Consider the following 11,730-nt stretch of genomic DNA (forward strand, 5'->3'; position numbering starts at 1 on the left):
GGTTGGCCTTTGCGATGCCTCGCTGCGTGCCGCTTGACTGCCGCTTGCGCGCAACGTAGGGCGTGCTTCAAGGAGTGTTACTTGATGAAAAGAATGATTTGCCTGGGGGTACTGAGCCTTGCGTGTTTGAGCGCGACCGCGCAGACAACGGACGAAGCCGCTGTGAACGCAGCGGTGCAGCGCCTGAATGCGGCCATGCTTGCCGGTGATGCGCAGGGGATGAAGGCCGTGACTTCCGAGGCGCTTAGCTATGGGCATTCGAATGGCCGTGTGCAGGACCAGGCGGCGTTTATCGAAACGATTGCAAGCGGCGCGACGCATTATCGGCGAATCGATCTGAGCAATTCGGCGACGACGCTGGCCGGAGACGACGCTATTGTTCGTGATCATTTTTCCGGGACGGTGGAGAGTGCGGGCAAGGTTTCGGAGGTCGATTTCGATCAGTTGATGGTTTGGCAGAAACGTGACGGGGTTTGGGTGTTGCTTGCGCGGCAGGGGTATAAGCACTGAGGTTTGTTGGGGGGGGGTGGTTTTGGTTGTTTGCCTACGGTGTTGGCCTTTCCTTGTATTTTTAGTGGTCTATTGGCGTTGCCCCTGTGCGGGGCGGCACTTACTTTCTTTGCCGCCGCAAAGAAAGTAAGCAAAGAAAGCGGGCTCACACCGCCAGCTTGTAGTGAGCCATCTAGGTCTGCTAGTGGAAACGGCCCAAGACGAGATGCGCCCTCGCGGCATAGCCGTTAGTGACAAGGCCGTCATCCGTTCCAGCGTTGCGCTGCGCGCCCGCCGCGGGGCATAATTCATTCGGAAGGCTGTGTAGGTATTCTAACTATTTAGCGCGCCGGCTTTCCCATGCAAACCCATCCGCGACGCACGGAGTGCGGAGTGGGGTGGATGAGCGCTGTGTCAAGAACGGTGGAAACGCGGGAGCACGTCTCGTGTTGGGCCGTTCCCGGTGGTGAACCGAGATGGCTCACTACGGGCTGGCGGTGGCAGCCCGCTTTCTTTGCTTACTTTCTTTGCGGCGGCAAAGAAAGTAAGTGCCGCCCCGCACAGGGGCAACGCCAATAGACCACTAAAAATGCAAGGAAAGGCCAACACCGTAGGCAAACAGCCAAAAGGCAACACCAACAGACCACCAAGAATACAAGTAAAGACCAACACCGCAAGAACAACAACCCGCCGCGCAGCGAAAGAAGAAAAATCACAAAACCACAGTCCGCTCCCCATTAATGAACACGCGCCGCTCAACAAAAGCCTTAACAGCCCGAGCCAAAGTAATACACTCAACATCCCGCCCAACAGCGAGCAACCGCTCCGGCCCAAACGAATGATCGACCCGCTCGACAACCTGCTCGATGATAGGCCCTTCATCCAGATCGTCAGTGACAAAATGCGCAGTAGCCCCAATCAACTTGACCCCACGCGCATGCGCCTGATGATAAGGCCGAGCCCCCTTAAACCCAGGCAGGAACGAATGATGAATATTGATAGCCCGCCCAGCAAGCGCCCGGCTGGTCTGATCGGAGAGAATCTGCATATACCGCGCAAGAATCATCAACTCGGCGCCGCTAGACTCAAAGAGCTCCAACACCTGAGCCTCCTGCGCGGCACGCATCTCAGCAGTAACCGGTAAATGCCGAAACGGCAACCCATGCTGCACCGCGAGCCCTTCAAGATCAGGATGATTGGAAGCAATCCCGACAATGTCCATCTTGAGTTCCCCCATCTTCCAGCGGAACAACAAATCCGCGAGACAGTGCTCAAGCTTGGACACCATGATCAAAACCTTGGGCCGCACCGCGACATCGTGAATCGCCCACGTCATCTCGAAGTCGGATGCAATAGGCGCAAACTCCCGCCGCAACGCATCAATCTGCAAAGGCAACGCAGGCGCGAGTGCAACCCCATGAAACACACACCGCACAAAGAATCGCGCACTGATGTCGTCGTCGAAGACCGTCAACTCGTCGATATAACAATGATGCCGTTCGAGAAAGCTAACAACGGCGGCGACCTGGCCTGCCGCGCTCGGGCATGACAAGGTCAGGGCGAACTGATGGGAGCGATCGGTGGCGGGCATGCGGTTCCTTGGCTTCGATAGGGAAACCCGCGCCATCGGGAACAGAACGTCCAATCGAGCGCGCGGGATGCCAAAGTAAATCAGGCCAGATTTCCCGCGCATAGAATCGAAACGCCGTCATGCTGGTATCGGAGCGTCAGCGCCCCGTGACGCATGGCATCGAAGATGTCACGCCAGGCGCCGGCTCACGCGCATTCGTCGAACAGCCAGCGCCTGAACAGCGGCACTGCCGCCGCTTCCGGCCGCGCCTGCGGACACACCAGGAAATAGCCACGCGAAGTCACCACCGGCTGATCGAGCAACTGCACCAGTTGCCCCGTCGCGAGCAGTTCGTCCACCAGCGGCGTCCAGCCTAGCGCGATACCCTGGTTCATCAACACCGCATGGATCACCAGCGCGTAACTGTTGAACGTGATGCCGTGCCGGTCCGCAGGCGGGTAGAGACCATGGGCCGCAAACCAGTCGCTCCATGCGAGCCAGCGTACCGGTTCCGTGGGCTGCACGTGCAGTAAAGGCAGGCTCATGAGATCGGCCGCCTGAGCAACCCTGGGATGAGCGTCGCGAAACGCCGGCGAGCAAACCGCCGTGACCTCCTCGGTAAACAGCCGCGTCGATGTGCACGGCGCCCAGTCGCCGTCGCCGAATGCGATGGCGATATCCGCGCGGTCGCGGCGCGGGTCGAACGCCGCCTGCGACGTGATGATCTTCACGTCCACCTCCGGCATCAACTGCTTCAGGCGCGTGAGGCGTGGCATCAGCCAATAGGTCGCAAAGCCGAAATCGGTCAGGATCGTCAATTCGCCCGTCGCGCGGCGAGCGCGGATGTCGGCCGTGGCCACGCGGAGGGTGTCGAGGCTTTGGCGGACCGCTTCGAAAAGCCGTTCGCCTTCAGGTGTGAGCGAAACGCCGCGATGCCCCCGCGCGAACAAAGGCGTGCCGAGATCTTCCTCCAGTTGCACGACGCGCTGGCTCACCGCCGGCTGCGTGGAGCCGAGCTCGCGCGCGGCCGCCGTAAAGCTCGCAAGCCGCGCTGCCGATTCGAACACCGACAATGTCTGCATCGGCGGCAAACGATCCTGTCTCGGCATAAGTCCCCCTTATGGGCCCATAAGCATTGAGCGCCTTCACAGTGCGCTAATGAGCAGCAATAGTGAAGACTCTCGCGCATGACGCGGCACGCCATGAAGCCGCGCGTCAGCCGCGCGGAAATCATCAAGATTCTAATCGACCCCGCTCATGAGCCTTAACACAAAGCAGAATATCCTTATCCTGATGGCTGATCAGATGACGCCGTTCGCATTGCAGGCCTACGGTCATACGATTTCGCGCACGCCGCGTCTCGATGCTCTCGCTCGCGAAGGGGTTGTCTTCGATTCCGCCTATTGCGCGAGTCCTCTGTGTGCGCCGGCGCGCTTCTCGATGCTGGCCGGCAAACTGCCGTCGAACATAGGCGCCTACGATAACGCCGCCGAATTTCCGGCGCAAACGCTAACCTTCGCGCATTATCTGCGGGCGGCCGGTTATCGCACCATCCTGTCGGGCAAGATGCATTTCTGCGGCCCGGATCAGTTGCATGGTTTCGAAGAGCGGCTCACGACCGACATCTATCCGGCCGACTTCGGCTGGGTGCCGGACTGGTCGCAGCCCGAAGTGCGCCCAAGCTGGTATCACAACATGAGCTCGGTGCTCGACGCGGGCCCTTGCGTGCGCACCAATCAGCTCGATTTCGACGACGAGGTCACTTTCACCGCGCGCCAGAAGCTCTTCGACGTCGCCCGCGAACGTCAGGCCGGGCGCGATCAACGGCCGTTTTGCCTCGTCGCCTCGCTCACGCATCCGCACGATCCGTATGCGATCCCGCAGGAATACTGGGACCTGTACCGTGACGACGAGATCGATCTGCCGCGCACCTCGCTCACCGCGGAGCAAAGCGATCCGCACTCGCGGCGCCTGCGCGTCGTCTGCGAAACCGACCGCACGCCGCCCACCGAGCAGCAGGTACGCAATGCCCGCCACGCGTATTACGGCGCGCTGTCGTACGTCGATCGTCAATTTGGCGCTATTCTCGACGCGCTCAATGCCACGGGACTCGCGGACGACACCATCGTGATCGTCACCTCCGACCACGGCGAGATGCTGGGCGAGCGCGGCCTCTGGTACAAGATGACCTGTTTCGAAGGAGGCATCCGCGTGCCGCTGATCGTGCATGCGCCCAGGCGCTTCGCGGCGCATCGCGTGTCCGCTTCGGTATCGCACCTCGATCTGCTGCCGACGCTCGTCGAACTCGCGACCGGCGCGCGCCGCGACGAATGGCCGGACCCCGTCGACGGCCGCAGTCTCGTGCCGCATCTGCAGGGCGAGGGCGGCCATGACGAGGCGATCGGCGAATATCTCGCGGAAGGGGCGCTGGCGCCGATGGTGATGATCCGGCGCGGCGACTTCAAGTACATTCATTCGCCGGTCGATCCGGACCAGCTTTACAACCTTGCCGTCGACCCGCAAGAGCTCCTCAACCTCGCCACAAGCGCCGCATGGGCCGACGTGCTCGCAGCATTCCGTGCCGAAGCAGCTAGCCGCTGGGACCTGCCGGCTCTGCGCGAAGCCGTGCTGGCGAGCCAGCGGCGCCGCCGCTTTCATTTCGAAGCGACCACGCAGGGCCGCATCCAGTCGTGGGACTGGCAGCCGTTCAACGACGCCAGCCAGCGCTATATGCGCAATCACATTGAGCTCGACACGCTCGAAGCGATGGCGCGTTTTCCACGCGTGACGCCTTAGCCGCCGCGAACGCATCGAACCCATTGAACGAATCGAACGCATCTAGCGGATTTAACACACTGACCGAACCGGAGCCCACCATGAAACGACGCTGGACCTTCCTGCTTTCCACGCTATTAGCCTCGTTGTGCGGCTTCGCGAGCCTCGCGGCCCATGCGGCGGACCCGCAAAGCTGCACGCAGGTCCGCATGGCCGATCCGGGCTGGTCCGACATCGACGCCACCAATGCCGTCACCGGTTTGCTCTTAAAGGGCCTCGGCTATCAGCAAAACGTGTCGAACCTGTCGGTGCCGATCACTTATCAAGGCCTGAAGAAAGGGCAAATCGACGTCTTCCTCGGCAACTGGATGCCTGCCCAGGGGCCGCTGGTCAAGTCTTTCGTCGAAGAGCATTCGGTCGACGTGCTGCACGCGAACCTGACCAATGCGAAGTTCACGCTTGCCGTGCCGGACTATGTTGCCGCTGCGGGCGTGCATTCGTTCGCCGACCTCGTCAAGCACGCGGACCAGTTCGACGACAAGATCTACGGCATCGAGCCGGGTGCGCCCGCTAACCAGAACATCAAGAAGATGATTGCGGACAAGGCCTTTGGTCTCGGCGACTGGAAACTGGTGGAGTCGAGCGAGACGGGCATGCTGACTCAGGTGGAGCGGGCGGTGCGGGACAAGAAGTGGATCGTGTTTCTCGCATGGGAACCGCATCTGATGAACACCAGGTTCCATCTCGCGTATCTCTCGGGCGGCGATGCGTACTTCGGTCCGAACTACGGCGGTGCCACTGTGAATACGGTGACGCGAGCAGGCTTTGCCGGCCAGTGTGCGAATCTCGCGAAGCTGTTCCAGCAGGTCACGTTCAACGTCGACCTCGAGAACCAGATCATCACCAATGTGCTGCAAAACAAGGTGGATGTGAATACGGCCGCGCTTCATGCGTTACAGGCCAATCCTGAGCTGCTGTCAACGTGGCTTAAGGGCGTGACGACCCTTAGTGGTGCAGATGGCTTGCATGCCGTTCAAGCGTCTTTAGGGCTGCACTAGCGTCGGAAAGCGGCATTCGGCAAGCCGCATTTTGCATTCGGCATGACAAGGCGCCCCTGAAGAAGCGCCTCATGCCCGCTGCGCCGCAGCACGTCTTTAGCATTTTCCCTCGTTGTCGCAATCAGACCAATCGGCGTCGCCTTTGGTCGAGTTGGTGGAAATATGGGCTTGTACTGTCCCACCATCGTCGCGTGGGATTGCGTGGAAACGCGCGGCGAGCGCTCCAAAGACGGCGCGTCATTCCAGCAGGATCGGGCCGTTCCGCTACTGCTTGTGCGGAACGCTCTTCCCATCGACAAAGGCAAGAGAGAACGACACAATGAAAAGAAAGAATGCCGCAGCACTGTCCGGCGTAGCCTTCGCGCTCGCCAGCGTCCCCGCCGTCAGCCAGGCCCAGAGCAGCGTCACGCTGTACGGGATTCTGGATGCGGGTATCACCTACGTCAGCAATACCGGTGGCTCGCATGTCGTGAAGTTCGATGACGGCATTGCCTACGGCAACCGCATTGGCTTCAAGGGTAACGAAGACCTCGGCGGCGGCCTGTCCGCGGTGTTCGTCCTCGAAAGCGGTTTTCACCTCGGGACGGGCAAGCTCGCCTTCGACGGTGCCGAGTTCGGCCGCCAGGCGTATGTCGGGTTGAAGAACCAGTGGGGCACGCTGTCGTTCGGCAATCAGCTCGACCTGACCAATGAGATGGTATCGATCTACAACATCTCGGCATGGGGTAGCGGCTATGCGATCCATCAGGGCGACTTCGACCGCTTCAACGGCGACCGTCTGCCTAACTCGGTGAAGTTCCTCTCTAACGATATTGCGGGCTTTACCTTTGGCGGCTTGTATTCGTTTGGCGGCGTGGCGGGCGACTTCCACCAGGATAGCGCCTATAGCCTTGGCGCGCACTACGCGAACGGTCCGTTCACGTTGGGCGCGGCCTACACCCAACTGAACAATCCGTTCGGCATCTACGCGTTCGATCCGTACGCGATGATCGGCACGAGCACCTTCCTCGGCCGGCCGACGATCAGCGTCAACCCCACCACGGGCGCCATCACCGATCTCTATTCGAGCACCTCGTTCGCGGTCGACAAGCAGGGGACCTTCGGCGTCGGCACCAGCTATGCAATCGGCAATGTCACGCTGAACGCCAACTATACGTACACGACGATCAAGGCCTACGGGGAGTCGGCGCATATGCAGGTGGGCGAGGGCGGCGCGAACTGGCAGATCACGCCGGCTTTCAGCGCGGTTGGCGGCTACCAGTACACGAGCTTCGAGGGACACCACTGGAACCAGGGTACGCTCGGCCTGCATTACCTGCTGTCGAAGCGCACGGACGTCTATATCTCGGGTGACTACCTGAAGGCATCGAGCGGTGTGGATGCGGTGATCGGCTATAGCTTCACGCCGTCCACCACCAGCACGCAGTCGGATGTGCGGATCGGCATGCGGCATTCGTTCTAAGGGGAAGGCGGGCGGCGATGTGAGTCGCCGCTCCTGCTGCTGCTGCCGCCTCCCAACGGACTGCGGTCGCTGCGCGGGCTCGCCCCGAAGCGCGCCCGGTAGGTGCGCGAAAAGTGCGACGGCGATTCGAAGCCGCACGCCACGCAGATTGCCGTGATCGTCATGTCGGTCTGCTGCAGCAACTCGCGCGCACGATTGAGCCGTAGCTGCTGATAGAAATGCGTCGGCGTGTCCTTGAGCGCGGCGCAAAACAGACGCTCGAGTTGCCGGCGCGTCACGCCGATCTCCTGCGCGAGTTCGGCCGGCGCGAGCGGGTCTTCCATATGCTGTTCCATCACGCCGATCACCTGGATCAGCTTGCGGTTGTGCACACCGTAACGCGCGGCGATTTCCATACGCTGATGGTCGGACCGCTGCCGGATCCGGCTGACCACAAACTGTTCCGAAACCGCCGACGCCAGCGCGGCACCATGACTGCGGCCAATCAGGTCGAGCATCATGTCGATGGACGCCGTGCCGCCCGCACACGTGATGCGGTGTGCGCCGATCTCGAACAACTCCTGACTGGCCGCGAGCGACGGATAGCGCTCGCGAAACGCCGATAGCGCTTCCCAATGCAAGGTCAGGCTGTCCGCTGCGCCGAAGAGATCCGCTTCGGCGAGGATAAAACTGCCCGTGTCGATCCCGCCCAAAGTCGCGCCTGCACGGTCCAGCCGTTTGAGCCAGCTACCGAGCGCACGCGTATAGCAGGCGAGCGGTTCGAACCCCGCCACTACGAACAGGGTTGACGCATGCTTGACGGCGTCGAAGGCCGCCTCGGCGTTCAAGGAAATGCCGTTGCTCGCGGCCACCGGCGCGCCATCGATGCTGAGAATATGCCAGCGGTACAGGTTGTCGCGGAAGCGGTTCGCCACCCGCAACGGCTCGACCGCGGACATGAAGCCGATCGCCGAGAAGCCCGGCAGCAACAGGAACGAAATGTCTTCGGGCATCGTGCGGCGGCTCGGGCGTGGGCAAGCGGTTCGGGGGACGGCCAAAAGCGTAGCAAGCGGGACACGCGCCGGCAAGGTTCGTCAATATTCGCGGCTGCTAACGTCTGTTCATTGTGCCCCGGCAGGCGATGCTGCACCGCACCGGCCGCGCTGCTGGTTTTCCCTCATGGTCGCGACCAGGCAAGTACGGGTCGCTGACGGTCGCTTTGCGCAGAATATGGGGTTGTACTTTACGTCACACCACGCAGTCCAGCATGTCCGGTTGGCCGCCCGCTGTGCGGCCTGATTCGAAACACGCAGTCAAACGTGTCCGAAAGGGGAATCTCATGAAGTTAAGCGTCAAAGCCTTGTCCGTCTGTCGCGCGGCCGCCGTTGCCTCAGTGGCCGCCGCTGCCGTGTTGGCGCAGCCGGCCTTCGCGCAGGACCCCGAGTCCTGCCGCGCCGTGCGCTTTGCCGATATCGGCTGGACCGACATTACGTCCACCACTGCACTCGCGTCTACCGTATTCGAAGGGCTTGGCTATCAACCGGTGACGACCGTCGCCTCGGTGCCGATTTCGTTCGCGGGGCTCAAGACCAAACAGCTCGACGTCTCGCTCGGCTATTGGTGGCCGGTGCAGGAGAAGGCCATTGCGCCGTTCGTGGAGGCCAAGGCGATCGACGTGCTGCAGCCGCCTAATCTGACCGGCGCCAAGGCCACCTTCGCGGTGCCGACCTACGAATACGATGCAGGCCTGAAGACCTTTGCCGATATCGCCAAACATCGCGCCGAACTCGACGGCAAGATCTACGGCATCGAACCCGGCAGCAGTGCGAACGCGGCGATCCAGAAGATGATCGCGACCAATCAGTTCGGTCTGGGCGGCTTCAAGCTGATCGAGTCGAGCGAGGCGGGCATGCTGGTGACGGTCGATCGCGCCGTGCGCGACAAGAAGTGGGTGGTGTTCCTGGGATGGGAGCCGCATCCGATGAACATCACCATCGACATGAAGTATCTGAGCGGCAGCGACGGCGTGTTCGGCCCTAACGACGGCGACGCGCGCGTCTACACGCTGACCTCGACGGACTTTCTGACGCGCTGCCCCAATGCGGGCAAGCTCGTGAGCAATCTGCGCTTCACGACCCAGCTTGAAAACGTCGTCATGCAATCGGTGATGAACAAGGAAAAACCCGCCGACGCCGCCAAAGACTATCTGAAGAAGAACCCGCAAGTGCTCGACGCGTGGCTCGCGGGCGTGAAGACCTATGACGGCAAGGACGGCTTGCCGGCGGTGAAGGCGTATCTCGGCCTTTGAAGGACATAGCGACGTAGCGCATACGGACGTACCGGTGCAAAGCGCGTGAAACGCGGCGTACCCGCAACAAGCTGAACTTGCAAACGAACGAACCAACGAAACCAACAGGACTTGGCACGCATGAACCATGAAGTCATCGTGACCTGCGCGGTCACCGGCGCAGGCGATACCGTCGGCAAACACCCGGCCATTCCGGTGACGCCGAAGCAGATTGCCGAAGCCGCGATCGAAGCCGCGAAGGCGGGCGCCACCGTTGCGCATTGCCACGTGCGCGATCCGCAGACGGGGCGTGGCAGCCGCGATCCGAATCTGTACCGGGAAGTGGTGGACCGCATCCGCTCGTCGGGCACGGACGTGATCATCAATCTCACGGCCGGCATGGGGGGCGATCTCGAGATCGGCTCCGGTGAGGACCCGATGCGCTTCGGCGCGGGCACCGATCTGGTGGGCGGTCTCACGCGTCTCGCGCATGTCGAAGCGTTGCTGCCGGAAATCTGTACGCTCGATTGCGGCACGCTCAATTTCGGCGACGGCGACTACATCTACGTTTCCACCCCCGCGCAACTGCGGGCCGGCGCCAGGCGCATCCAGGAACTGGGTGTGAAGCCGGAGCTGGAGATCTTCGATACCGGACATCTCTGGTTTGCCAAGCAGTTGCTAAAGGAAGGACTCCTTGATGCGCCGCCGCTGTTCCAGATCTGCCTCGGCATTCCGTGGGGCGCGCCCGCTGACACCACGACGATGAAGGCCATGGCCGACAGCCTGCCGCCGGGCGCGCATTGGGCCGGCTTCGGCATCGGCCGCATGCAGATGCCGATGGTGGCCCAGGCGATGCTGCTGGGCGGCCACGTGCGCGTCGGCCTGGAAGACAACATCTGGCTGGACAAGGGTGTGCACGCAACCAATGGCACGCTGGTGCAGCGCGCGGTCGAAATCATCGAGCGGCTCGGCGGCCGGGCGCTGACTCCGGCCGAAGGACGCAGGAAGCTGGGCTTGCCGGCGCGCGGCGAGCGGCAACTGGAACGCCGCGCAGTCGAACAATTCGCATGAAGATGCACAACCGACACCTCTTCGCAAAGGATCGTCAGCAATGGCAGTGATCGTCGATATCAGGACATTTGCAGCAATCGGGGCAGGCGTAATCGGCAGTGGTTGGGTGGCGCGCGCGTTGGCTCATGGACTCGACGTGGTGGCGTGGGATCCGGCGCCCGGCGCCGAGAAGCAGTTGCGCGACAACGTCGCAAATGCGTGGCCCGCGCTGGAGCGGGTGGGTTTGGCCGCGGGTGCGTCGCAGGACCGCTTGAAGTTTGTTAGTACCATTGAGGAATGTGTCGCGCACGCGGATTTCATTCAGGAAAGCGCGCCTGAACGTGAGGAGCTCAAGCTCGCATTGCACGAGCAGATCAGCCGCGCGGCGAAACCGGAGGCGATTATCGGCTCGTCCACATCCGGTCTTCTGCCCAGCGACTTCTATGCGCGCGCCGTTCATCCCGAGCGCTGCGTGGTGGGGCATCCGTTCAATCCCGTGTATCTGCTGCCGCTCGTCGAAGTGCTGGGCGGCGAACGCACCGCGCCTGACGCGATAGAAGCGGCCGTTCGCATCTATCGTTCGCTCGGCATGCGGCCGCTGCGGGTGCGCAAGGAAGTGCCGGGCTTCATTGCCGATCGTCTGCTGGAAGCGCTGTGGCGCGAGGCGCTGCATCTGGTCAACGAAGGCGTGGCGACGACCGGCGAGATCGACGATGCGATCCGCTTCGGTGCAGGCATCCGCTGGTCGTTCATGGGCACGTTTCTGACCTACACGCTGGCCGGCGGCGATGCGGGCATGCGCCATTTCATGCAGCAGTTCGGTCCGGCACTGGAGTTGCCGTGGACCAGGCTGGTGGCGCCCAGGCTCACGGACGAGCTGATCGACCGTGTCGTCGACGGCACGGCGGAACAGGTAGGGCCGCGTTCGATCAAGGCACTGGAACGTTATCGTGACGACTGCATTACCAGCGTGCTCGCGGCGATTGCTGAGACCAAGGCGCGTCACGGTCTGCATCCGGACGAGTGACAGGCCGCGCAATACACCAGTAGAGGTTGATCT

Annotated in this window: 10 protein-coding genes; 7 read left to right on the forward strand and 3 right to left on the reverse strand. The window is 61.9% G+C overall.

The features are described 5' to 3' along the window. The first annotated feature begins 84 nt into the window (after positions 1-84). The gene (locus P3T42_RS16840; protein WP_429306670.1) at positions 85-510 is read left to right on the forward strand and encodes a nuclear transport factor 2 family protein; all 426 of its coding nucleotides are present in this window, start codon (positions 85-87) and stop codon (positions 508-510) included. Positions 511-1,201: 691 nt separating this feature from the next. Here P3T42_RS16840 and P3T42_RS16845 read toward each other — a convergent pair. Next, the gene (locus P3T42_RS16845; protein WP_429306671.1) at positions 1,202-2,080 is read right to left on the reverse strand and encodes a formyltetrahydrofolate deformylase; all 879 of its coding nucleotides are present in this window, start codon (positions 2,078-2,080) and stop codon (positions 1,202-1,204) included. A gap of 185 nt (positions 2,081-2,265) precedes the next feature. Further along, complete coding sequence (locus P3T42_RS16850) at positions 2,266-3,168, reverse strand: choline sulfate utilization transcriptional regulator (RefSeq protein ID WP_074295656.1); 903 nt, start codon at positions 3,166-3,168, stop codon at positions 2,266-2,268. Between the two features lie 148 nt (positions 3,169-3,316). Between P3T42_RS16850 and betC the strand changes: the two genes are divergently transcribed. From betC to P3T42_RS16865, 3 genes are all read left to right on the forward strand, one after another. Then, the gene (gene betC / locus P3T42_RS16855; protein ID WP_429306672.1) at positions 3,317-4,855 is read left to right on the forward strand and encodes a choline-sulfatase; all 1,539 of its coding nucleotides are present in this window, start codon (positions 3,317-3,319) and stop codon (positions 4,853-4,855) included. Between the two features lie 80 nt (positions 4,856-4,935). Continuing rightward, complete coding sequence (locus tag P3T42_RS16860; RefSeq protein ID WP_429306673.1) at positions 4,936-5,892, forward strand: choline ABC transporter substrate-binding protein; 957 nt, start codon at positions 4,936-4,938, stop codon at positions 5,890-5,892. A gap of 319 nt (positions 5,893-6,211) precedes the next feature. Continuing rightward, positions 6,212-7,354, forward strand: coding sequence for a porin (locus tag P3T42_RS16865; protein ID WP_074295653.1), 1,143 nt, complete (start codon positions 6,212-6,214; stop codon positions 7,352-7,354). Here the strand turns inward: P3T42_RS16865 and P3T42_RS16870 are convergent. After that, positions 7,351-8,346, reverse strand: coding sequence for a GlxA family transcriptional regulator (locus P3T42_RS16870; RefSeq protein WP_429306674.1), 996 nt, complete (start codon positions 8,344-8,346; stop codon positions 7,351-7,353). The genes P3T42_RS16865 and P3T42_RS16870 overlap by 4 nt on opposite strands. 326 nt (positions 8,347-8,672) lie before the next feature. On the opposite strand from P3T42_RS16870, the gene P3T42_RS16875 reads away from it, so the two are divergent. The 3 genes from P3T42_RS16875 (at position 8,673) to P3T42_RS16885 (ending at position 11,697) form a co-directional block, all read left to right on the forward strand. Further along, positions 8,673-9,641, forward strand: a complete 969-nt coding sequence (locus P3T42_RS16875; RefSeq protein ID WP_429306675.1) for a choline ABC transporter substrate-binding protein — start codon at positions 8,673-8,675, stop codon at positions 9,639-9,641. Between the two features lie 120 nt (positions 9,642-9,761). Continuing rightward, positions 9,762-10,691 carry a 3-keto-5-aminohexanoate cleavage protein gene (locus P3T42_RS16880; RefSeq protein ID WP_429306676.1) on the forward strand — a complete coding sequence of 310 codons (930 nt, stop codon included), beginning with the start codon at positions 9,762-9,764 and terminating at the stop codon, positions 10,689-10,691. 40 nt (positions 10,692-10,731) lie between these two features. Beyond that, positions 10,732-11,697 (forward strand): L-carnitine dehydrogenase, encoded by a 966-nt coding sequence (locus P3T42_RS16885; RefSeq protein ID WP_074295649.1) that lies wholly within the window; start codon positions 10,732-10,734, stop codon positions 11,695-11,697. The last annotated feature ends 33 nt before the right edge of the window (positions 11,698-11,730 follow it).

Origin of the sequence: Paraburkholderia sp. GAS38 (assembly GCF_050434965.1) — a bacterium.
GTDB classification, from domain to species: domain Bacteria; phylum Pseudomonadota; class Gammaproteobacteria; order Burkholderiales; family Burkholderiaceae; genus Paraburkholderia; species Paraburkholderia phenazinium_A.